This is a genomic window from Nocardioides salsibiostraticola (assembly GCF_054783655.1).
On record NZ_BAAGQD010000009.1, the window covers coordinates 25,749 to 46,447 of the forward strand.

Annotated in this window: 15 protein-coding genes; 2 read left to right on the forward strand and 13 right to left on the reverse strand. The window is 66.8% G+C overall.

All coding sequences use genetic code 11. From position 1 onward, the window contains the following. Positions 1-285 precede the first annotated feature (285 nt). Positions 286-1,020: a DUF2188 domain-containing protein gene (locus tag ACYVLV_RS06290; protein ID WP_460808565.1), complete on the forward strand. Its 735-nt coding sequence runs from the start codon at positions 286-288 to the stop codon at positions 1,018-1,020. A 311-nt stretch (positions 1,021-1,331) separates the two neighbouring features. Here ACYVLV_RS06290 and ACYVLV_RS06295 read toward each other — a convergent pair whose 3' ends face one another. From ACYVLV_RS06295 to ACYVLV_RS06355, 13 genes are all read right to left on the reverse strand, one after another. Then, entirely contained in the window at positions 1,332-4,943 is a 3,612-nt protein-coding gene (locus tag ACYVLV_RS06295) for a DUF3376 domain-containing protein (protein ID WP_460808567.1), read from the reverse strand. Positions 4,944-5,559: 616 nt separating this feature from the next. Next, positions 5,560-8,706 carry a LysM peptidoglycan-binding domain-containing protein gene (locus ACYVLV_RS06300; RefSeq protein WP_460808569.1) on the reverse strand — a complete coding sequence of 1,049 codons (3,147 nt, stop codon included), beginning with the start codon at positions 8,704-8,706 and terminating at the stop codon, positions 5,560-5,562. Further along, positions 8,703-9,128, reverse strand: a complete 426-nt coding sequence (locus ACYVLV_RS06305; protein WP_460808571.1) for a TadE/TadG family type IV pilus assembly protein — start codon at positions 9,126-9,128, stop codon at positions 8,703-8,705. Before ACYVLV_RS06305 ends, ACYVLV_RS06300 begins: the two co-directional genes overlap by 4 nt. Further along, positions 9,125-9,550: a TadE/TadG family type IV pilus assembly protein gene (locus tag ACYVLV_RS06310; RefSeq protein ID WP_460808573.1), complete on the reverse strand. Its 426-nt coding sequence runs from the start codon at positions 9,548-9,550 to the stop codon at positions 9,125-9,127. Before ACYVLV_RS06310 ends, ACYVLV_RS06305 begins: the two co-directional genes overlap by 4 nt. Further along, the gene (locus tag ACYVLV_RS06315) at positions 9,547-9,957 is read right to left on the reverse strand and encodes a TadE/TadG family type IV pilus assembly protein (RefSeq protein ID WP_460808575.1); all 411 of its coding nucleotides are present in this window, start codon (positions 9,955-9,957) and stop codon (positions 9,547-9,549) included. The genes ACYVLV_RS06310 and ACYVLV_RS06315 overlap by 4 nt, the downstream gene beginning before the upstream one ends. Next, a complete protein-coding gene (locus ACYVLV_RS06320; RefSeq protein ID WP_460808577.1) occupies positions 9,926-10,114 on the reverse strand; it encodes a hypothetical protein in 189 nt (62 codons plus the stop codon). Before ACYVLV_RS06320 ends, ACYVLV_RS06315 begins: the two co-directional genes overlap by 32 nt. Positions 10,115-10,161: 47 nt before the next feature. Then, positions 10,162-11,067: a type II secretion system F family protein gene (locus ACYVLV_RS06325; RefSeq protein WP_460808579.1), complete on the reverse strand. Its 906-nt coding sequence runs from the start codon at positions 11,065-11,067 to the stop codon at positions 10,162-10,164. After that, a complete protein-coding gene (locus ACYVLV_RS06330; protein ID WP_460808580.1) occupies positions 11,064-11,912 on the reverse strand; it encodes a type II secretion system F family protein in 849 nt (282 codons plus the stop codon). The genes ACYVLV_RS06325 and ACYVLV_RS06330 overlap by 4 nt, the downstream gene beginning before the upstream one ends. Then, a complete protein-coding gene (locus ACYVLV_RS06335) occupies positions 11,909-13,405 on the reverse strand; it encodes a CpaF family protein (protein WP_460808581.1) in 1,497 nt (498 codons plus the stop codon). The genes ACYVLV_RS06330 and ACYVLV_RS06335 overlap by 4 nt, the downstream gene beginning before the upstream one ends. Next, the gene (locus ACYVLV_RS06340) at positions 13,402-14,169 is read right to left on the reverse strand and encodes a hypothetical protein (RefSeq protein WP_460808583.1); all 768 of its coding nucleotides are present in this window, start codon (positions 14,167-14,169) and stop codon (positions 13,402-13,404) included. Before ACYVLV_RS06340 ends, ACYVLV_RS06335 begins: the two co-directional genes overlap by 4 nt. Before the next feature lies 1 nt (position 14,170). Further along, the gene (locus ACYVLV_RS06345; RefSeq protein WP_460808585.1) at positions 14,171-14,845 is read right to left on the reverse strand and encodes an SAF domain-containing protein; all 675 of its coding nucleotides are present in this window, start codon (positions 14,843-14,845) and stop codon (positions 14,171-14,173) included. Between the two features lie 25 nt (positions 14,846-14,870). Further along, a complete protein-coding gene (locus ACYVLV_RS06350) occupies positions 14,871-15,323 on the reverse strand; it encodes a hypothetical protein (protein WP_460808586.1) in 453 nt (150 codons plus the stop codon). A gap of 500 nt (positions 15,324-15,823) precedes the next feature. Further along, the gene (locus ACYVLV_RS06355) at positions 15,824-16,180 is read right to left on the reverse strand and encodes a hypothetical protein (protein ID WP_460808587.1); all 357 of its coding nucleotides are present in this window, start codon (positions 16,178-16,180) and stop codon (positions 15,824-15,826) included. 648 nt (positions 16,181-16,828) lie between these two features. On the opposite strand from ACYVLV_RS06355, the gene mobF reads away from it, so the two are divergent. Next, entirely contained in the window at positions 16,829-20,350 is a 3,522-nt protein-coding gene (mobF, locus tag ACYVLV_RS06360) for a MobF family relaxase (protein ID WP_460808590.1), read from the forward strand. Positions 20,351-20,699 lie beyond the last annotated feature (349 nt).

The window sequence follows — 20,699 nt, forward strand, 5'->3', positions numbered from 1 at the left end:
CGGCACCGTCATGCGCTGGGTCGGCAGCGTGCTCACGGACCAAACAACGACCTGCAAGGTCGCGGGTGGGGGACCCCTGCTGGGCGCGGCTCGGCCGCGGCATCCACGTGCGCATCTTTCCCCCGACGGCCTATGCGCCGACCTCGGAGCCGGCCTTGCGCGTGTACGACAAGGGCGCTCATTGGTAGACCGCAGAGTGGACGGCGCCCTGTGACGAAGTTCTGTAGAAAGTCGCCCCTCCGCGCTAGTCTCTCGCAAGGACCCGACAAACGGAGGGCCGCGAGCATGACGACAGTGCAGCGGGTAGTGAAGGCGAACGATGCCGACACCGGCTGGGTGGTCCTCGACGGAAGCTCGCAGCAGGTCTTGACACACACACGGACCAAGCGCGAAGCCGTCGATGCGGCGACACGAGAACTATCGGGCGGGTCCGGCGGCGGGCGGTTGCGTGTGCACTTCGCAGACGGCCGGCTGCAGAGCGACTCGGTGATCACGGCACAGCCTCAGGCACTGCACCTATCGGGGGCTGGGGCTGTAGATGACCCAAGCGTCACGAACACTGCTCGGACCATCGCCCAAGAGGGTAAGCACGTCAACAAGGCGCTCGACGCTGCTGACATTGCCCTTGTCGCGATCGCGGCCGTTAGCGCTCTGATCAACCCGAACGTGCAAGAGGCTGCAGGCAGTGGGTGGATGGCGTTCATGTTCGCCACTTTCACCTGGACAGTTGGGTGCGCCGCCGCGGTCGTGGTCATGCGGAAGGGCGGCCGGGGCTGCGGGCCGCTGATACTTGCGGTGAGTCTGTGCTACGCGGGGGCATTGGGCGTGGCCGCGGTGATCGGTCATGGGGTCCTGGAGATCACACCGCAGACCGGCTTCGGAGGCCTTAACTGGCTCGCCTCAGTGGTCGTGTCGGCTATTGAGGCATACGGACCTGGCGGGGTGCTCCTGGGCGTTAGCGTCGGGTCGTGGCTCGGCTTCCGCGCAAGCGCTCACGTTGATGACAACTTTCTCGTGTGACCGAGCCTGGATTCCAGGGGCTCTGGGTCCCTTCGACCAAGCCCGAGTTTCTGCCGATGAACTGATCCACGTCCACCCCTCGTCGGGACGGGGATTGCGCGTCACCAGGAAGCGTTCGTCTTCCCGTCGAAGACGCTGACCGCAGCTCGCCAGAAACCGGCCAACAGCAGCGTTCCCGGCGTGAGTGCCAATGTCTAATCGTGCCTTCGGCGGGGCCGGCGGCAACGACGATGTCCTCGCAGCCCTTACCGAGTCGGCTAGGCCGAACCGGCCATGTCGCTTTAGGCGAGACCGGGGCTTCTCGGGCGAGGTCAGTCAAGCCGCTCCCGGAAGGGCACGAAGAGCGTCGTCGCGGCGGCAACGGCGCTGCCATAGACCAAACCGGCCGGCACTGCGGTCAGCCACGGCCACGCGAGCGTGACCTGCCAGGCACCCCAAAGCGAGGCCGCCAGCATGAGCAGCAGACCCAACGCCGTCCCGGCCTGTCGCCAGAGGCGGGTCAGGCGACGACTCACCAAGCCAGCCGCGAAGACCAGCGCCACGATTACGACGACCAACAGCACATCCAGGAGGGGGCCCCACTCGCTGCGGGTCCACGATCTGCGGAAGAGCTCCCCCTGCGGGCCGAACCCCAGCTTCAGGTGCCCGGAGAGCAGCCCGGCGGTCGCCAGCGTGCTCAACACGGCCATCGTCTCTGCCCACCAGGCCTTGGCCCAGGCGTGGTGCACCGCCCATACCACTCCGCCGACCGCGACCGCTGTCGCGACTCGCGCGCCGGTCGTTGCGCCGCCTTCGAACACTAGGGAAGATAGCCAGGCGAGCCCGAGTGTGAGGACGGCCAGTACTACTGCGGCCGCCCACCCCTCGCGGTCAGCCGTAGGCGGATCATGGCGAGCACGGACGACCGCACCCGCCCCGATTCGCGCGGCGGCCAGGGTGGCGGCCACCGTCGCTCCCAGCAGCACAACCGCTTCGAAGCCGGAGCCGCGCGCGAGCAGGTCGTGCAGCGGATCCAGCCCCGACCAGCGGCCGAGTCGCCCCGCTGCCAACACCACTACCAGCATTGCGACCGCGAGCGACCACCCGGCTCGCTTGTTCAATCGGGAGAGCACCTCGGAGCGAAACCCGCCGGCCTGCGCCTCGGTGAGAGACCGCCAGCGACCCGCGGCCTTGAGGTTAGAGGCTGCACTGGCCACGAACAGAATGACCACCAGAGCGGCCACTACCGCAAACAGCCCCACCCCCATGCCCAGCGGGCGACCGTTCACTTCCCTCGTCCAGTGATTGGCGCCGATCACGATGACCACCACGCCCGTCAGCACGGCAGGCCGGAGCAGCAGCGGCAGCAGCACAAGCAGGGGCCGGAGGGCGATCAGGGTGACCACAGCTGGCACGTCGCGACCACGCCGACCCTCCGGACTGCGATCGGCCGGGGTGAGTGGCCACAGCGACCTCTGCAACCCGAGGAGGAGCCGGGCGCCCAGCGCGTAACGACGACTATAGGCGATGTCACCAAGGGTCAGCTTGCGGCGGTCCAACCCCTCGCCAACGGCGGTGAGGAGCCCCTCGGCCTCGGCAAAAGCGTTGAGCTTCGCGACCTCGTCGGCTGGGTCCGGCTCGGGCATGTCGTGCAGGTCCCGCAGGGTCCGCAGCAATGCAGCGCCAGCATCCAACCGCCCCCACTGCCAGTCGTGCGTACGCCACTCGGCAGAGAGGAAGCCAGCGAAATTGGCGAGCTGGTTGCCCGCGAGCTTGCTCTTCGCATTCAGCGCCTCCTCCTCGCCGATCGGCTCGGGCGTACGACGCCCGGCCAGGGCGGCGTCGATCGAGTGGGCCCTGCCCTGCTCGGCGACGATGGGGAATCGGTCCACCGACAGGGGGCTCTGGTCGCCGCTGAAGGTGTAGAAGTCCGGTACGGCGGTTGTCCCGAGGTTGCCCAGCGCCACACTCGCCGACTTGACGAGTCGCTGGACGTCGGTCGAGTCCAGCGACCCGGCGCGGTCCGGCAGCTGTGCCTTGAGCAGCATGGTCCGCCTCGCCGGACAGTCCGGCATCCCGTTCACGGCGTCGCACAGCGCCTGCCAGCCTAGTGCCGCCCAGGAACCCAGCCCCCCATCGGTCGCGTCGGCCAACGAGAGGGCCACCCAGAGTCCGTCGCCCGAGCCGACGTTCAATAACTGCGGCGAGGCCGGCGCCGGCGCCGGCCACAGGGCAGCGGCCACGGCGGCAGTGTCGATCACTCCCTCTCCGTCCGGCGCGGCGGCATCCGGCCCAAGCGCAGCGATCACCGCATCTCGCTCGTGCCGCTGCCGCAAGTAAAGACCGAAGGTGCGCACCCGGTAGAGCGCCATCTTGGTCGCACCGAGGTCCTCGACCGGTCCACTGCCCGATGTCGCCTGGTGACGCCGCAGCCAGGAGATGAAGAGATCGGTCGCCGCGACCAGCGCCGTGGCGTCCTCTTCGCAGACGTGGTCGGCGTGCGTCCCGAGTTGCGCCTTGAGCGCGGATTGCACAGCGTCGATGTCGTCCGGGCCGATCGCCGCCACCAGCGCCGGCGGCGCCACCAGTGAGCGCAAGAACCCGACGCTGGGGGCGGTCAGTAGGTCGCAGACCCGGGCGGCGTCGGTCGTGGCCCGGAAGTCGCGATACCGGATGTCCAGCGTGATCCCGTCCACCGCCTGCGTGAGCACGCCGGGCAGAGCGTCGATGAAGAGGCGACGCCTGGTCTGCAGGTCGGCGGCGGCCGCTTGCACGCGGTTGAGCTCGCGGAGGTCGTCTCCCGACGATTCGATGGTCTGCTTGTAGCGCAGCGCGGTCAGTGCCGAGCGCATGAAGCGGGCCCGCATCTGCCGCCGTGGCGGATCGCCCTCGAACGCCGGTGGTGCCGCGCGTGCCTGACCGGGGTGCGGCGGGCTCGGGTCAAGGTAGATCAGGATCCGCTGCGTCGGGTTCGCCGCAGGCGCGTCGGCGATCGCTTGGATCGCCCGCCCGATCGGGATGTTGTCGAAGACCCCGCCGTCCATGACGTCGAAGGTGCTCGTCGGGTCAAGGGCTACCTCGGAGAAGACCGCCGCCATGTTCTCCGGGCCATCGTCGCCAGTCTCCCGGGGACGGGGCCTTGCCTCGCCCAGCGCGGGTCGCCACGAGAAGACACCAGCCGGCTCGAACGCACCAGGGAAGGAGCTGGTCGCTCGCGCTGCGTAGGCCAGCCGGCGCAGGGCCTCGGTGTCGCCCTCGTCGGCGGGCATGTCATTGAAGGCGCCGGGGACGGAAGGCGTACGACGGAACCGGAAGTGCGCCGTGCGCGGCCGCAGATCCTCACCGGTGCGGCGGTCCGGAAGGGGCGGTCCGGACTGAAGCGTCGCCGCGAGGTCGACGGTGAGGTAGTCCGAGCACAGCTCCGGCCGCGTCGACCTCGCCTGCACACTGAGCTGCTGCAGCACCGTCCCATAGAAGAAGCGGTCGGCGTGGAACACCGCCTCGGTGCGGTACGGGCGGTCGGCGTCCCACTGCTCGTGGAAGAGCCGCCACAGGTCTCCCTGCTGCTTCCAGACCTCGCGCAGCCACTCTAGGTCCGTGCCGACCGACTGGGCGAAGCCGTAGACCGCCGCGTTGAGCCCGCCCGCGCTGGCTCCCGCGAGCACGTCGATCACGAGGTCGGTGTACCCGAGCTGCCTGAGCAACGCGGCGTACGCCGTCGCCCGCGCCTGCTCGGCCTCTGTGCCCTGCGGCCAGACCTGGTCGCCTTGCATGCCCCGCCGGGCGAGGTCCAGCTCCGCAATCGCGCCACCGATCCACACGGCCAGGGACACTCCGCCACGCATCGCCAGGGCCAGCCGCAGCTCAAGTCCCGACTCGGCGCCGAGCTCGTCGCGCTGCCCCGCCAGCGGGGCCACCACCTGCTCAGGAGGTTCTTCGGTCACCGCGCGCGCCTCAAGTTCAACAGGTTGCGTATCACACCCATGGCTGCCTCCCCGCTGTCGAATCGCCCAGGAGATCGGGTATAGCACCATCGATCGGCCGCGTCCATACCTGTCGGACTCTACGCACCTGCAGCACAGGGTCTTGGAGCGGCGCGTATCCCAGTCTGCAAGAGCAGGCTGCGGCGTTGCTGCACTCGCTGGCCGCGCAGCCACGACGTGGTGGATGGGAATGAGCGACTGACGTTCGCCGCCACGATCGCGGTACCCGTTGTCAACGGTCGGCGGCTGACCCTCACCAACGACGAGGCGTGCAACCTGGTGCTGAAAGTCGCGGCAGGTCAGCTGAAAGAGAACGCCGAACCCGCGGACAGGACAGGGTTGGGGGCCAGCCGGTCTGAAGCCTGGCTCGCCCACCGATCGCGCAGGACCCCGATGCCCGCAACCGGAACCCTGAGTGGTGACACCTCAGATGCGGGGTCTGCACGTGAGCGATCGTCTCGTTTGACCCTTCCGTGTGATCGTTTTGGGACGGGGGCGGCGACATCCGGGGCATCGGTAGCTGTCCGGTGGTGCACCACTCGTGAATGAGCCGTAGCTGCATGCCGACGGGCGTTAGTCAGTCGGTTCCGGTACGTCGGGCTGAACCCCAGCCCTGTTGCTCAACGATCTCGTTCGTCCTGGGAGGTAGGTCGATAGGTGGCAGGTGATCGTCGGTTCGGGTGAAGACGTTGTCGGTGAGCATCTGGTCGGCTGCATCGTCGTGGCCTGAGACGACGGCGACCTTGACTAGGTCGAGGCGGGCGATGTCGTCGTACGGTGCGGCGCGGCAGGCGGTCTCCGCCGCGTTGCGGGCCGTTGACAGATCATTCTTGGAGAGGGCATCGAGGACGACGACGTGTGCTGCGTCGACAATTGCGCAACCAATCGATTCCTGGAGGCGGTCGTCGTCAATTAGCCAGCTCCATCCGCGCTCGCGCAGGTGATCGAAGGGCAGCCCTTCAACCAATCGGAGCGCTGCTGTTAGGTCGTGGATGCCGTCGGCGCCACGGGCCTCCCCGCGCGCACGCATTCTACGGAAGAGGTCGACGTCGACCAGGACGTTCTCGACTTGATAGGTCTTCACGCCCGTCTGCTCGTAGGTGCGTGATTCCGTTGCGGTGGGCAGGTGGAGTCGTCCCGTCCGCGGGTTGATTCCAAGCCATGCTCGTAGGTGACCGAGGTCGGTTCGGGCGCGAGAGGTACCGATCGAGAAGGCTTCCGCGACCGCACTACCGGTCTTACCCTCGGGGTGTAAGGCGAGGTACGCGAGTAGTTCTACGAAGTACGGCTTGCGCTTCGCAATGGCTGGGACGATCGTGCCGTGTGCACTGGCTGTCACCGGTCCGAGCAGGGTTAGCCGGGGGAGCGGACACTCCTCGTCGAACCATGCGGCCACATCCTCATCCAGCAGCGGGTCGGTGTTTTCGACGGTTCGACGAACCTGCTCGGAGACGACCGGGGCCAGGGCCTCAACGTCCGCCGCGACCGCAGCACCCGCGGTGGTGTAGTCATCGGTTGGGTTCGGGAGTAGTGAACCTTCGCCTACCGGCCCATTCGGGCGCGCAACTATCAGCTCTTCGCGGAGCGCTCCCGACTGATCGGTGAGGCATTGCCAGCCGTCGGCGGCCTGGGTGAAGACGGGCGTGTTGACTGCTGGGCTCTCCCTGGTGAGGTCGACGATGGCCGCGCACGCGGTGGCCTCTTCGCTCGTAAGTCCCGCGGCGGCCAGATCGAGGTGAAGGTCGGCTATGCGCAAGCGCCCGCGTTTGGTTAGCTCGATTGCGACTGAGCCAGGGGCGGGCGACTTACCTACCGCGACAACGACGGCGCCGAGGCGACTCTTCGCTGACCCGAGGCTCTCGGCGAGCTGCGTCGCGTCGTCAGCTGATGTGGTGATGACAACCCGGAAAGGTTCGGGCTCTCCGAGGCCTGCTTGCTCGGCCTTCCGGAGTTCGGTCGCGATCGGCCCGACGACTGGTGATCCCGATACATGTTGGAGGAGGTTCATCGCATCCAGAACGGCCAGTTCCTCGCCGATACCTACGGTGTCGACCTCGACGAGACGTGACCAGGGGTTGAGGGTGAGTTCGGCCGCGACATGACGAGCGAGCGCCATGGCGGCGTCTGAGTCGCCGATGAGTGTGACGGCGCGGAGATGCTCAAGGTTGAGGAGGTGCAGTCCGCCGGTGTCGTCCTGCCCGATGGTGACGAGCATCGGGTACGGCGGGATCTGGTCGACGTCTGGAGTTACGTCGTCGAGGCTCGCCGCCCACTCGAGATCTTCGCCCTTCCACGGGGAGGGGAGCTCGGCGGTCTCCCCGAGCTGGAGCGTGACCGTTCCCCCCGTGAGCGTGACTCCCGTGATGACGGGCAAGGGTTGTCTCTCGCCTTCCATCGTTGCTGCGAGGTGGCGTAGTAGGTGGTCGAGTTGTCCGATGCTGTTGGTGAGCGGGGACCCTAGGGCGAATGCGGTCTTCTCTACCCCGACGAGCTCGGGCGGCGGAGCGCCGATGGTTTGGCCGGGTCGCCGGTAGCGAAGTTGTGTGCGGCGATGCGCCCGCACTGCGATAAAAACTGAACCCGCGAGGATCGCGCCGCCGCCCGTGAGCCCCGGAAGTAGCCAGCCGGGCGCGGACTCGCTCGTAACGGTGCTTGAGTCATCGGCTGTAGCGGTTACCTGGGTTGAGGGTGTAGCGCCGGAGGTCGGCTTCGGTTTCTCAGTAGAGGAGGACGCGACGGGTGGTTTGTCAGGTGGAGCTTCGATGGGCGGCTCGGCTACGCCTGGCTCGACTGGGTCCGGAGCATCGACCGTGCTGCGCTCGATGGGAGCGGTGCCAGGGATCGTGAGTTTCCACCCCGGCAGGATGAGGTCAGGGTCGGTCAAGTGAGCGCCACCGGCCTGTTTCGTTGACCGGGATGCCGCGAAGATCTCCGTGTGGCGCGTCGGATCTCCTAGTTCTGCTTCGGCGATATCGGACAGGGTGTCGCCCGGCCTTACGACGTACCGCTCTGCTGAGCGCCCGTCCTCCTTCGGGACGGCCTCCTCGTAAGGGACCTTCAGCACGGTTCCCGAGACAATGAAGTCCGGACGTCCGTCCAGCACCCCCCGGTTGAGCTCAAGGATCTCCCTGTAGCGTGCGCCGTCGCCGAGCAGCTGGTCGGCGATCTTCCACAAGCTGTCACCACGTTTGACCGTGTAGTTGACGGTTTCTTCCGTACGGTCCGCCCTCGCGATTGCCGCGACGGGCGCCACGGCTTCCACCGGGACGGGCGCCGCTTGCGCGACCACCGCTAGCTGGTGTGCGCCCAGGACGGGCGGAGTGGGGTCAGCGTGACCGGGCGGGGCTGGGAACCCCACAACGACGGCTGGCGCAGCAAAGAAGAGCAGGGCAGCCACGGAGACGAGTTGGCCCACGGCTCGCTGGGGGAGCGCGAAGCCCGGAATTGACGGGGCGGATACCCCGCCTAGTTGCGCCGCCGCTTCGACTACGGCGGAGACGGCCATGACCGCCCAGGCGACCCACGCGACGACGGCGAACGCGACGAGGGCCAGGGTGCCGTCATCTGGGCTAGTGAGTAGGGTCCGCAGCTTGTCGAGGTCGGCATCCCAGGGTGCGGAGCCGAGGGCGATGAGTGTTGCCGGTAAGGCGACCACGAGTAGGACTAGGAGCAAGGTTGCGCCCAGCCCTTTGAGCCTTTGGCTGAACTGTTGGGATCGATTCATGACTCGGTTCCTCCCAGCGTGCGGATCAGACGGGCGGAAGCCTTGCCAGTCACGGTCAGGTCGCCGATACCGATGATGCCGAGAAACTTGGGTCTGTAGACGGCGGTGACGTCAACCGTGATCGTGTCCCCACCGGTGATCATCACGGTGCCGCGGACGCGGGCGGCTGCAAGATAGCCCTCGGCGGCCCGTCGCGCCGCTGCGGTATCGACGGCGAGGTAGCGGCCTTCGATGGCCGGCGCTGCTTGGACTTGTTGGCCACCGGTCCGTGCAGCCTGCGCCGCGACATCGTGAGCCCGCTGCTGGGCGTGGACCTGTCCACCGAGGTCGACGGCCAGACCAACGAGCATCAACATCACGAAGCTGGAGGTGACCAGCCAGATGCTGATCGACCCCCGCTCGTTGCGGGTTCGCGTCCTCATCCTCGCTCCCTCCAGGTATCAAGCGGGCTGGACATGGTGGCCGTGATGACGCGACTGCCTGGGACACCCGGCACGGAGAGGTCGGAGAGGTCCAGGCGGCACTGGACCGTCACGGCAACCGTTCCTGGTTGGCCGACAGGCTTGTTGAAGTCGGAAGTGTCGAGGCTGACGTCGATGCCCAGGCAACCGATCTCTTGGTTCGAGAGGCTCGCTCGTGCGGCGTCCTCGGCGCTCCTCCGTGCCTCAGGACCCGTCCGGACGATCGACGCGGAGCGGGCCGCATCTGCTGCCGCCGACTCGACAGCCTCGTGGGTCGTGGCCGTGCGTCCGCCGAAGATGATGAGCCCGACGAACAGGACGAACGCAGGCAAGCCGACGGCCGCCTCGACCGAGGCTGATCCACGTTCGTTGCGCTTGATCATGGGGAGGTGAGCCTTTCAACGGGCAGCGACGCGGACTGCTTGATCTCTGGTTTCCAGCCGGGAACCACGCTGAGGCTCTGTCCGGTGACGGTCACCGTCACGTTGGTGGCTGTACGACGAACTGTCGCGCTGGCACCGATGAGGACGCCGTCACCTCCGGCGGTCGAGATGAAAGCGCTGGCGGCACCGACGCCGTCGGATTCCCGGCCGTACTCCGCACCGGCCGCGCGGGCGCCCTCCTGGGCTGCGGCAATCGCCACCGTCCGGGCGTGGTGGAAGAGCGCGGCCTGCATCCCGATAAACATCACTGCGAACAAGACTGGAAGCAGGACCACGAGCTCGACCGAGACCGAGCCGCGCTCCTCCCTGCGTCGGCTACTTGATGTTGCCGGCCTGCGCTGTGACATAAGCCTTCACCGCCGCGACAACGATGGCGACGATGGCGATCACCGCGACCGCCCACAAGACGTGCTCGGTGGTCACCGAGCCCGGCTCGTCGCGGGCTCGGACCCGATCAACGATCCCGAGCTGGATGGTGAGAAGCAGTGCGAGCAATCGATACATGGGCTGTTCCTTCTTTCGGTGGGTTCCCTCCGTGGGGGCGACTGGTGTCAGGTGGCGCCGAACATCCGCAGCAGCGACGGCGCCACCAAAAGCGCCATAAAAATCACGCCGAGCAACGAGCCAGGAATGCTCATCCGTTCGCCGACCGCGTTTGCCTCCGCGATCTCGTCGGTGAGCATGGCGGTCCGCATCCCCGCGGACCGGGCACGGAGGTTCACGTACACGCTGGCACCTTCTTCGCCAGATAGCCGCATGATGTCGGCGAAGTCCTCAAGTTCCGGCAGTCCAAGCTCCTCGGCCAACGAGCGGAGGGCATCCCAGGGCGGCTGTCCGGACCAGCGAGACCGGGTGAGTTCTTCGCTGAGCCGCTTGAAAACCCAGGAGTCGCCGATCCCGGCTGCCGACTCCATGGCCTGCCGTACGCCGGAGCCGTTGTGCCGTTCGAGGGCGACCAGATCGATGTAAGCGCCGAGTGCTCGGCCGAACTCGAGTCGAGCCTCCTTGGCATCATCGATCGCGTTGTAGTTGGGCAGGAAGAACATCACCGAGGCCAAACCGAGTGACGCCGCAGCCGGAATCACCACCGGCAGCCCGAACCCAATGAAACCGAAGAGGAAACTGAGCAGCGGCGGAATCAGCAGCCCCAGGAAGGCAAAGACGATCTTGTCGCCGTAGAAGCGGGCGAGAGGGATACGCAACAGCGCCAGCTCACGTGTCGGCGTCTGCGCCCAGACCGCTGGCGGCAGCGCCTTGATCGCCCACACGCCGATCCGCTCCTTCCCCTGCGCGGTGGTTACCGGACCACCGCCGCGTGTCCGGCCGTGCGCCGGCGTGAGTCGACTGAGCGCCTCGGCGAGGTCAGGTTCGGCCGGGGTGAGACGAGCGAGGAGCAGGACCAGGCCGAGTCCGATCAGGGCGCCGCCTGCCAGGGCGAGCTGGAGTCCGGTCGTCATAGGACATCGCCTGCCAACGGGGAGAGGAACCTGGGCAGGTCACGGCCGACGGCCATCCGCTTCATCCAGATCAGGGTTGCGACGTACGCCGAGAGCAAGGCGACGAGAATGACTTGCCCGAGCGGGCTCTGATACGGCTCCACGTAGGACCCCGAGACGGCGAGCACCACCAGGACGCCGACGCTGATGAGTGTTACCCAGCGGGCAGTGGCTCGTGGCTTCGCGCGGTCCGCCTCGACTTGGCGCCGGGCGCGCACGTCCGCGGCCACTGACTCCGCGAGGCCCTCCAGCACGCTCGATAGTCCCGCTCCGCGACGCCGGGCGCCGAGGATCAGGTTGGCGGCCATGAGGTCCCCGGTGGCGTCGTCGAGCTCGTCAGCAAATGACCGTAGGGCGTCCTCGGTTACCCACCGGGCTCGGAGCCGGGCCACCAAAAGTGTGACTTCTGGGGAGATCGCAGCCGGGGTCGAGCGCAGGGTCGCGACCAGTGCCTGTTCCAGGCCGAGGCCCACGGTGAGCACACCGGACAATGATCGGGTCCATTCCTCCATCGCTTCCAGCCGCTCGATACGGACTACGGCGGACGAGGGCGACAAGAGCATCGGCAGACCCACGAAAGCGATCGGGACCAAGACGAGGGACAGGACCCAACCGGTGATCAGCAGCGCCGCTATCCCCGCGACGAGACCGGCGAGCAACAGGATCCGCGTCCGTTTAGTAAGCCGACCCAGACGGCTGATCCGGAGACGTCGGGGTGTGACGACAGAGCGGCGAAGGCTGACGATGAGCCCGAGCACGCCAGCAACGAGTATGGCTCCGGCCAAGGCAGGGATCAGCACGATCACGACCGCACCTCCTGCTGCGCGACGTACCCGGCCAGGTCGAAGCCGTAGGAGGCGAGAGTGCGGTACTCGTCTGGCAGCACCACCGGGACGGCCGTGCCGTCGAGCCCGGCGGCGAACACGTGAGTGGTCGCATAGCCGGTCTCACGTTCGCCGGGATCGAGCGCAATGATCTCGGCAACCCGCCGCTGACGGGTGGCGACGCCGTCCTCGGTGGTGGTGCGCATGTCGAGGTGAACGATCAGATCAATCGTGGCTGCGAGTTTGCTTGTCGCCAGGGTGTGGGTGACGTGGGATCCTGCCTCCATCGCGCAGGTGACGAGCTTGCGGACCGCTGCGACCGCATCGGAGGCGTGCGTGGTGGAGATGGAGCCGGTGCCGGACTCCATGGCTTTGATCATGGCCCAGATCTCGTTCCCCCGGACTTCTCCGACGATCTGCCGGGAGAGGTTGAAACGGAAGGAGTCGACGAGCGCCTCGTCGAGGGTGAATTCCCCGGCCTGGTGGCCGTCGGGCCCGCGTTCTCCTGAACCGGGGCGTGCCTCCCAGGGGTGGACGATGCGGTGCCGATCCCGTAGCTCGTGGAGGTGCAGTTCGTACTCGGTTTCGAAGGTTCCGATGGCCTCGAGCGGGTCGATCTCGGCGCACAATGCCCGCACCAGGGTTGTCTTGCCTGCGCCTTGGCTGCCGGAGACGACGATGCTCTTGCGGGTTCGGACCGCGGCTCGAAGGAAGGACGCGGCGACCGGCGTCAGGGTCTGACGGGCGACGAGATCGTCCAGGGTGACCTCCATCAGCCGATGGCGCCGGATCACAACGGACGGCCGCGGGGTGACCCAGGCTGCGGCAGCAAGACGAGAACCACCGTCGAGACGAAGGTGGAGTCGGGGCTGGGCCTCGGAGAAGCCGCGTGCGTTGACCTCACTGCGGGAGGCCAGGAATACAAGGAAGTCGATCAACTCTTCATCGGAGTCGGCCACGTCGGGTCCGTCGATCAGGGACCCATCGGTGAGTTCTAGCAGGACGTTGTCGTGACCGGTGATGATGATGTTCTCCACCCGGTCGTCGTCGACGAGGGGCTGAAGCCGACCGAGACGGAACAGCGCGTCGAACACTGCGCGCGCCAAGCCGTCCTGCTCGACCGCAGAGAGCGTGGTACCGCCGGCGTCCACCCGATGAGCAACGGTCGCCTCGATGAGGTCGAGCACGATCGCACGGCCGAGTTCCTCCTGCGCGGCCCTGTCGAGTCGCCCGCGGTCAGCAGCAACCGCCTGGCTGAGCTGCTCGGAGGCTTGGGCACGGAGGACCGCGACGAGCGACCAATCCACCAAGTCGGTGAGGAGATGGTTCGCGGTGGCGAGATGCCCGAGGTCATCGGCAGAGCCCATCGTCGTCACGCGATGCCCCCCATGTGGGAGTTGCTGGGTGAACAGAGGTAGCCCGGCCAGAGTCTGGTCGAGGTCCACGGGGTAGAGGCTGGTGCGCTCGGAGGTCATGAGGGTGCTCCTTCGAGGAGTTCGGTGCGGCGCCGGGAGATCGTCGAGTGGATGGCCGCAATCCCCGCGCGGAGACTCCGATTCAGTGCACCGCTCTCGAAGCGGCGCGGCGGGGTGGCGCCGTTGTAGAACACCGCAGCCGATGCTGGGTCATCCGCGAGGGAAGCGACGGCCGGGAGGTCGACCACGGTGGAGACCTCACGCGCGCTGTAGGGCTGGCCTTCACCGATGAGCCAGACCCCTGCCTGGTGCCAGTCCAGCGCTGGACGTCGCAACGAGTCCGCGCGGGACCTGAGGGCCGACAACGCTGGCAGAGTCGTACGACTGACGAGCAGCGCCAGATCAGCGGCATCGAGTAAGGGTTCGGGTGACCCGAGGAGTCCGAGGCGACCTGCGTCGATAATGACGTCCTGTCCATTTGCCTCCAGTGCCCCCAGGGCTCCAGCCAAGGGTGGCCACAGGTCACGCAGCGCGCCGGCCTGGGTGTGCGAGCGTGTGCCTGCGACGTAGGAGACCTGCGTTCCTTCGATCGGTCGTGCGGTGTCGGCAAGGGCATCGCCGATGTTGTTCGAGGTCAACGCGAGCTCGATCATCCCTGCGTCGTACTCCCTGGTTCCCCGGAAGTAGCCCGCCAACAGACCCGATCCGCCCGTCGGGTCCGCCTCGACGAGCAGAACGGGTCGGGGCCACAGGAGTGCCAACCCCAAAGTCGTGGTCGTGACTCCGGGCGATCCCGAGGCTGAGGCGAGGGCGATGATGGCCATCTCAGCGCTCCCGTGAATCCAGGACGACGGCGACGTTGCCCGTTGCAATGCGAGTAGCGAGTACGGCCGCAACCTCGTAGGAAACGAGCAGGTCGACGACCGCCTGGCCGGTCTCCTCAGAGACGTTGACACCGACCACCTCGGCGTCGGTGAAGAGCGGGGTTCCAGATGGGGGTCCCTCGCCTTGGGCCGGCGTTGCCACGACCCGTACGCGATCGCCGTACTGAAGATCGAGGCCCGGCGACTGCGGTGGTGTCAGCGCGACGCCCACCACCGACTGCCCTTCGGCCGGAACCACCGCGGCGGAGAACGATCCGCTGGTCAGCATCCCGCCCTCGGCGACGTCGAGCGCGGCTCGCTGCCCGACGATCTGGTCGAACTCGCTCGCAGACACCGGTCGCAGGGCCGGGTCGGCGCTGACCCGGACGCGAGCGAGGTCGTCGGCCTCGATGACGGCGCCACGTTCGATGGTCTGACGGGCGACGAGAATTTCCTGGGTGTTCGTTGTCGCGGTCCATGCCCAAGCGGCGAGTAGGGCGCCGAGGCAGATGGCCGCAATGGCTCCTGCGGCCAGCGCGGGCCGTCTCCTCAGCTTCGGTGGTGGGGCAAGGGGGGGAGCGGCGGGACGCGACTCGTGGTCGTGCGTCCTGTCGTCTCGGGTGGCTGTACTACTCATTGCTCGCTACCTCTCCGTCTGCTCGCTACTGCACGAGCACCTGTGCTTCCCCGACCGCGATCTCGACCGAACGCGACAAACCATCCAGGCGGATGGTTCCTGTCTGACCTGCCCCTGCCCAGGTGATGACCCAGTCCGAGGTAGCGGTGACTAGGAACTTCCTGCCCGACGCGGTGGAGCTCGACTTCTCATAGGTGTGCCCGCAGTCCGGCGACGCCTTGCTGCCGTACGACGCTGTGTAGGGCGTACCCGGGCCCGTGCAGGTCACGGTGGTCCCATCGCCCATCTCCCAGGTGATGTCGTGGATCCGTGCGGTGGCTGTGACTGTGATGCCGCCGGCGGATGCCGAGGCTGTGGTGGGGCCCACCGTGTGAGTGTCGGGATCTGCCGCCCACATCCACACGGGAAGGCCGACCAGGCCGATGCTGTCGTCGCCTGGCTCGGGGGTGATCCCGATGGTGATGGCCTGCAGGTCCATCTGGTCGACCGCACGCTCGGCGACCTCACGTGGGGTCGGCCCTGTACCTGAGTTAGGGGGCGGATCGGCAAGCCAGATCAAGACAAGCAGGCCATTTTGTGGCTGGAAGCACCGGTAGACCGCGCCCGAGTCGATGTAGACGCCTTCCCAGAAGGGGTGACCGGGTGGTGGTTGCGGGTCAACGTGCTGGACGTAGCACTGATACTTGTTCGACCAGTAGCCATCATCACTGCTGCAAGGGACTGGCCCAGGGGACTCGTTGGTGACTCCCTGGGAGCTGTCGCCCAGATAGCAGGAGGCGCCCGACCCCGTGTCCTGCGGACCGTCATTGCCGGTGTCACTCGGGGTGCCTGGATTGCCAGGGATTCCAGGCACGTCGACCCAAATCAGACACTGACCGGTCGCCGTGTCGGTCTGCTGGCAGACGGGATCCGCAGCCGCCGGTGACGCGCCACCCAGGATCAGACTGGCTGCCAGGGTCACGGCCACACAGAGTTGGGTCAGGAGGCTGCGCATGGCGCCCGCTCGAGATCAGCGCCGCCAGCGACGCGCCATCCCCCACGTGGGTTGGCCTTCCACGTGTAGTTCGCCACCGTGAAGCGAACCCAGCCGCTGTCGGGACGGTCGGGACTGACCACGGACTTGTCGTCGCGGTCAAGGATATCGACTCCGCTCACGTCGTAGCAGACATCGATGTCAACGATGGGCACCTTGCCCGCCTCGGAGCCAGCGTTGTCCAGATTGACCGACCGCACCTTGAACGCGGCGATTGTTGTCGAGCCGGTCTGGCGTAGCCCTTCGCTGCGTTGGCTCTGAACGAGTTTCTCCAGCGCGGTCAGTTGAGTGCCGATCGCCACATCTCTCAACTTCCTGATCGGTCGCTTCGGTTCTTCACGGAGTCGGTCGACCGTCGCGAAATACCGCGGGAGCAACTCAGACGCGGACTTGGAGGCGATTTCGGATTCAGACGGCGGAGTCGTCGGTTTAGTCGGGGTGGAACTGGGCGGCGAACTCACCGGCGGACTTGCGCTAGGCGGGCGACTGGGGCTCGGCGAAGAACCGGGGCCACCCGAACACGACATCGCGACGACCAACAGCAGAACTGTGGTCGCAATCGTCGGGATACGTCGTGGATAGTTCATGGGTCCGAGTGCCTCGCTTCCCTCGTCGAGCCGAGACTCGTCGGGGCCGCCCGTCCTAGGGCGAATGTGAACTGTGTCACATCCATTGAGTCACTACTACTGGCCGAAGCGCAACCATTGCTCATCGATATCCCCCTGGTCCACGTAGCCGAAGCCGCCCGTACGACGTAGGTGCGCACCGTTCCCACGTGCCGCACGGCCTCTCCGTCTCCGTCGCTTCATCCCGTCCTACACCTCTTGCAGATCGAGGAGGGCTCAGTGGGTTTCGCCTGAGGATGGACCGTGCAACGGGGGAGCCTGTGGAACTCCCTGACCACCTGTCCGTCAGGAAGGTGGCCTGCCGTGACCGTTTCGATGCGTGTGATGTCAGCCGGCGATGGCTATCAGTACCTGCTCAAGAGTGTCGCCGCAGGCGACGGCAACCGAAAGCTGTCGACCCCGCTCACGAGGTATTACACCGAGGTTGGGACTCCGCCAGGACGGTGGCAAGGGTCCGGGCTTCACGCCATGGGTGACGGCGCCATAAAGAGGAACGACCTCGTTTCCGAGCAGCAACTCGCCCTCCTGCTGGGGATGGGTCGAGACCCTGTCTCCGGTGTTCCGCTGGGTCGGTCCTTTCCGCAGTACGCGCCGGTCAGGGCACGAATTGTGGCGCGCGTTGCTGAGCTGAGTGACGCCCTGACGGACGAACAGCGGATCGCCGCCATCACCAAGATCGAAGCCGAGGAGGTCGCGACGGGAGGTAGGCGGGCGGTCGCGGGCTACGACTTCACTTTCAGCGTCCCCAAGTCGGTCTCGGCACTCTGGGGCGTTGCCGACGCTGGCACCCAAGCCCTCATCCTCCGAGCCCACCACGGAGCGGTCGAAGAGGTCATCGCGTTCATGGAGCGCGAGATCGCCACGACGCGCAGGGGCGTTGAAGCCGGGGACGGAGCCGTGGCCCAGGCCGACATCGTCGGGGTCGTCGCGACCGCCTTCGATCACTGGGACTCAAGGATGGGCGACCCGCAGCTCCACACGCACGTCGTCATCTCGAACAAGGTCAAAACCGTCGAGGACGGGCGCTGGCGCAGCCTGGACGGGCGCCCACTTCACGCCGCCGTCGTCGCGTTGTCCGAGCACTACAACGCGGTCCTCGCAGACCGCATCACGCGCATCCTCGGCATCGATTGGGAGCAGCGTGACCGCGGTCGGAACCACCATCCGGCCTGGGAGCTAGCTCCGGTCAACGAGAAGCTGATCGGGGAATTCTCCAGCAGGTCCCGCGACATCGACGCCGAGACCGACCGTCTCATCGAGCGGTACGTCGCCCAACGCGGGCGGCGCCCGTCCTCCGATGTGCTGATTCGCCTCCGAGCTCAAGCGACACTCACGACTCGACCCGAGAAGCAGATCCGATCGTTGGCCGACCTCACCCACGAGTGGCGAGGTCGGGCGGACCAGGTGCTGGGGGCGAATGCAGCCGCTTGGGCACGCCAGGTGTCGACGGCCGGTGCCGTGCACCCCACCCTTCGCGCTGACGACATTCCCCTCGACACGGTCGGCGCCCTCGGATCGTCGGTCGTCGCTGCCGTCAGCGAGAAGCGCTCGACCTGGCGGCACTGGAACCTGTGGGCCGAGGCATCCCGGCAGACAATGGGGTGGCGGTTCGCGAGCATTCAGGACCGTGAGGCCGTCGTCGGAATGATCGTGGATGCGGCCAAGCAGGAGTCCCTCACCTTGACGCCACCGGAACTCGCCGTGAGTCCTGAGATTTTCAAGCGCAGCGACGGCACGACCGTGTTCCGTCCGCGTCATTCGGCGGTGTTCACCTCGGAGGACCTCCTCGCAGCCGAAGGCCGACTCCTGCAGCGATCAGCCAACACCAGAGCCCCGGTCATCGACCTGGATGTCATTGAGCACATCACCCGTCAGAAGGGACAGGGACTCCGGCTCAGCAGCGAGCAGACCGAGACCCTGAGGCAGATCGTGGTGTCCGGACGTCAGGTCGACCTCCTCGTTGGTCCGGCGGGAGCCGGCAAGACCACGGCTATGCATGCGCTGTATGACGCTTGGCGCATGCAGCAGGGGAGCGGAAGCGTCGTCGGTCTCGCCCCCAGCGCCGTCGCCGCGCAGGTCCTCGCTGACGACCTCGGTATCGAGTGTGAGAACACCGCCAAGTGGCTCCACGACAACGACCACGGGCGGGCGACGTTCCGCCCTGGACAACTCGTCATCATCGACGAGGCAACCCTCGCCGGGACGCTCACGCTGGACCGCCTCACCGCGCTGGCCAACGATGCGGGGGCGAAGGTGCTCCTCGTCGGGGATTGGGCACAACTTCAGTCCGTTGATGCAGGAGGGGCGTTCACGCTCCTGGCCTCCGCCCGTCCCGACACCCCCGAACTGACCGAAGTGCACCGCTTCACGAACGAGTGGGAGAAACTCGCGTCCCTTGACCTGCGCTTCGGTCGTAGCGAGGTCATCGGCACCTACGAACGACGCGACCGGATCCGCGAGGGAACGACGGCCGAGATGATCGACGCCGCGTACGCCGCCTGGCGCGCCGACACCCGCAGTGGTCTGGAAAGCGTTCTCATCACCGAGGCAACACAGTCGGTGGTCGCGCTCAACCAGCGAGCCCGGGCTGAGCGGCTCTTGGACGGCGACACGGTCACCGGTCGCGAGGTCGACCTGGCGGACGGGCAGGCCTCCGAGGGTGACCTCGTCATCACGCGGAAGAACGACCGACGACTGCGTGGGTTGCGTGATGGTTGGGTTCGCAACGGCGACCGGTGGCGAGTATCGGCGGTCAACGGGGATGGGTCCATCCGAGTCGAGCGACTCGAGGCTGGAAGCGGGGGAGGGCTGACACTCCCTGCGGCGTACGTCGCCGAGCACGTCGACCTGGGCTACGCGGTCACCGCTCACCGTGCCCAGGGGATCACCGTCGACACCTCCCACGTCGTCGTCTCCGGCGCGACGACCCGCGAGAACCTCTATGTCTCGATGACGCGAGGTCGCACCTCGAACGTCGCGTACGTCGCGCTCGACAAGCCCGACGAGACCCACACACCCCCCGAGCCCTTCGAGGTCACCGCAAGAACCGTGCTCTACGGCGTCCTCCAGCACTCAGGCGCCGAACTATCCGCACACCAGATGATCGCAGCCGAGCAGGAGCGCTGGTCCTCGATCGCCCAGATCGCAGCCGAATACGAAACCATCGCCGCAGTCGCCCAGCGCGGCCGCTGGATCGGCTTGCTGAAGAACTGCTCGCTTACCGATAAGCAGCTCGACCAGGTGCTCGACTCCGACTCGTTCGGGCCACTCACCGCAGAACTTCGCCACGCGGAGGCGAACCATCACGATGTCGACACACTGGTGCCGGAGCTGGTCGCACGCCGCTCGGTCGCCGACGCCGAGAACATTGGGGCCGTTCTGATCAGCCGGCTCCGGAACGACACGTCGCGACCCAAGCGAGGCAGGCGACCGGTCGAGCCGAACTTGATCGCAGGGTTGATCCCAGTCGCGGGTGGGCCGATGAGCGGAGCGATGGCCAGTGCCCTGGAGGAACGTCAGGTACTCATCGAGGAGCGGTCCCTCGCGTCGGCCGAGGCAGCCCTTGAGCACGGTGAGCCATGGCTCCGCCGACTGGGTGAGCCACCCACCGAACTGGACGCCCGCCAGCGATGGCTGCGTGAGGCTAGGACGGTCGCCGCCTACCGAGATCGATACCGGGTCGGTGACCGGACAGCCCTCGGCGACGATCCGCGCACCGACGCACAGAAGCGGGGAGCGGCTCACGCATCGCACGCGATACGCCGTGCTCGCGCGGTGGCTGAAAGCGCGACGACCTTGTCGCCCGAGTCCCGAGCTGTGGCAGCGGGGGTGCCAGCGATCGGGTAGATGAAGTCCACAGCCCCAGCCCGAGTCGACCTCTCCACAGGCTCGGGACTCATCGATGCGTGCGTCCGGGGCGAGGCGTACTGGTGGTGGAGCCGACTCGAAGGAGAACTGATCGTGTTTACCCTGATGCGGAACCTCAGCGCCGCGCTCCACGGATACCTCCGCTTCTACATGCCCACCAACATGTTCATCGACCGACTCCGTACCCCTCGCGGCCTTAAGTGGGCGGTGCCCGTCGCGCTGATTGAATCGCCCTGGGTTGGTTGGAGTCTCCATCGTTTTGAAACGAGGATGGACTCATGCCGAAAAACAACACCCCGGGCAAGCCGACTACGCGTCGCTACAGCCC

Coding starts and splice junctions, on each gene's coding strand:
- ACYVLV_RS06310 (WP_460808573.1), bottom strand. CDS start 9,550: ATGATCAAGCGCAACGAACGTGGATCAGCCTCGGTCGAGGCGGCCGTC.
- ACYVLV_RS06340 (WP_460808583.1), bottom strand. CDS start 14,169: ATGGCCATCATCGCCCTCGCCTCAGCCTCGGGATCGCCCGGAGTCACG.
- ACYVLV_RS06290 (WP_460808565.1), top strand. CDS start 286: ATGACGACAGTGCAGCGGGTAGTGAAGGCGAACGATGCCGACACCGGC.
- ACYVLV_RS06315 (WP_460808575.1), bottom strand. CDS start 9,957: ATGTCACAGCGCAGGCCGGCAACATCAAGTAGCCGACGCAGGGAGGAG.
- ACYVLV_RS06350 (WP_460808586.1), bottom strand. CDS start 15,323: ATGGACCTGCAGGCCATCACCATCGGGATCACCCCCGAGCCAGGCGAC.
- ACYVLV_RS06335 (WP_460808581.1), bottom strand. CDS start 13,405: ATGACCTCCGAGCGCACCAGCCTCTACCCCGTGGACCTCGACCAGACT.
- ACYVLV_RS06300 (WP_460808569.1), bottom strand. CDS start 8,706: ATGAATCGATCCCAACAGTTCAGCCAAAGGCTCAAAGGGCTGGGCGCA.
- ACYVLV_RS06325 (WP_460808579.1), bottom strand. CDS start 11,067: ATGACGACCGGACTCCAGCTCGCCCTGGCAGGCGGCGCCCTGATCGGA.
- ACYVLV_RS06320 (WP_460808577.1), bottom strand. CDS start 10,114: ATGTATCGATTGCTCGCACTGCTTCTCACCATCCAGCTCGGGATCGTT.
- ACYVLV_RS06345 (WP_460808585.1), bottom strand. CDS start 14,845: ATGAGTAGTACAGCCACCCGAGACGACAGGACGCACGACCACGAGTCG.
- ACYVLV_RS06305 (WP_460808571.1), bottom strand. CDS start 9,128: ATGAGGACGCGAACCCGCAACGAGCGGGGGTCGATCAGCATCTGGCTG.
- mobF (WP_460808590.1), top strand. CDS start 16,829: ATGTCAGCCGGCGATGGCTATCAGTACCTGCTCAAGAGTGTCGCCGCA.